Origin of the sequence: Vibrio sp. 1159 (assembly GCF_033340395.1) — a bacterium.
GTDB classification, from domain to species: Bacteria; Pseudomonadota; Gammaproteobacteria; order Enterobacterales; family Vibrionaceae; genus Vibrio; species Vibrio alginolyticus.
In genome coordinates this window covers 1-1,002 of sequence record NZ_JAWOWL010000204.1, presented here as the reverse complement: position 1 = coordinate 1,002, position 1,002 = coordinate 1, and the positions used below count along the sequence as shown (strand labels likewise).

The window sequence follows — 1,002 nt, the reverse complement described above, 5'->3', positions numbered from 1 at the left end:
GACGTTGCGTGGGATCCGCACTTTAGGCGCCCGTATGCGAGTGCACGAAGAAAGCTCTCAACACGTACTCAACTACCTACAACAGCAGGCTTTGGTCGCGAAGATTTACCATCCGAGCTTGCCAGATCATCCTGGTCACGAAATCGCGAAAAAGCAGCAGTCGGGTTTTGGGTCTATGTTGAGCTTTGAATTTGCAGGCTCATTTGAGCAACTTAAAGTGTTTGTTAAAGAGCTCGAACTGTTTTCTCTTGCAGAGTCGCTTGGTGGCGTGGAGAGTTTGATTTGTCACCCCGCATCTATGACGCATCGAGCCATGGGGGAAGAGGCGTTAGCGGAAGCGGGCGTGTCGCATCAGCTGCTTCGTCTGTCTGTGGGTTTAGAAGATGCACAAGACCTGATTGCCGATCTCGCTCAAGCCTTTGTAAAAGCTGCTCAGTAATAGGAGAACTAAAAATGAGTGTACAACGTCAGTTACATAAATTTGGTGGCAGCAGCTTAGCAAACCCTGAATGTTACTTACGTGTGGCCGATATTCTCAAAGAATACTCTGCCGAGAATGATCTGGTGGTGGTATCCGCCGCGGGGAAGACCACTATCGCTTGATCGAGTTTCTGGAAGGTTTAGACAAAGATGGCCGTATTGCGCATGAAGCACTGCAAGGCTTAAGACAATTCCAGTCGGAGCTAATTGAATCTTTATTAGAAGGCGAGGTGCAGACGCAATTGCTCGCTTCTTTGCACGATGAGTTCAGTACCTTAGCCGAGCTGGCTGCACCACTGACGGATGCGCAAAAAGCGGCAGTGTTGGGTCACGGTGAAGTGTGGTCTTCACGTTTATTGGCTGCCTTGCTTTCACAACAAAATGTTCCTGCGGTCGCACAAGATGCTCGTGCATTTTTACGTGCAGAAGCCGGTACTCAGCCGGAAGTTGACCGTGCGCGTTCTTATCCCCTGATTAAGGAGGCGTTGGCGCAGCACAGCCACAAACGCGTCATCATCACCG

The 1,002-nt window shown here is 50.2% G+C and carries 1 protein-coding gene and 1 pseudogene; both read left to right on the top strand.

The genetic code is table 11. The features are described from left to right. The coding region (locus R7127_RS27010) for a PLP-dependent transferase (RefSeq protein ID WP_318148776.1) at positions 1–439 on the top strand (439 nt) is incomplete at its 5' end. A 14-nt stretch (positions 440–453) separates the two neighbouring features. Then, positions 454–1,002: pseudogene (gene metL, locus R7127_RS27005) on the top strand (bifunctional aspartate kinase/homoserine dehydrogenase II); the annotation flags it as partial.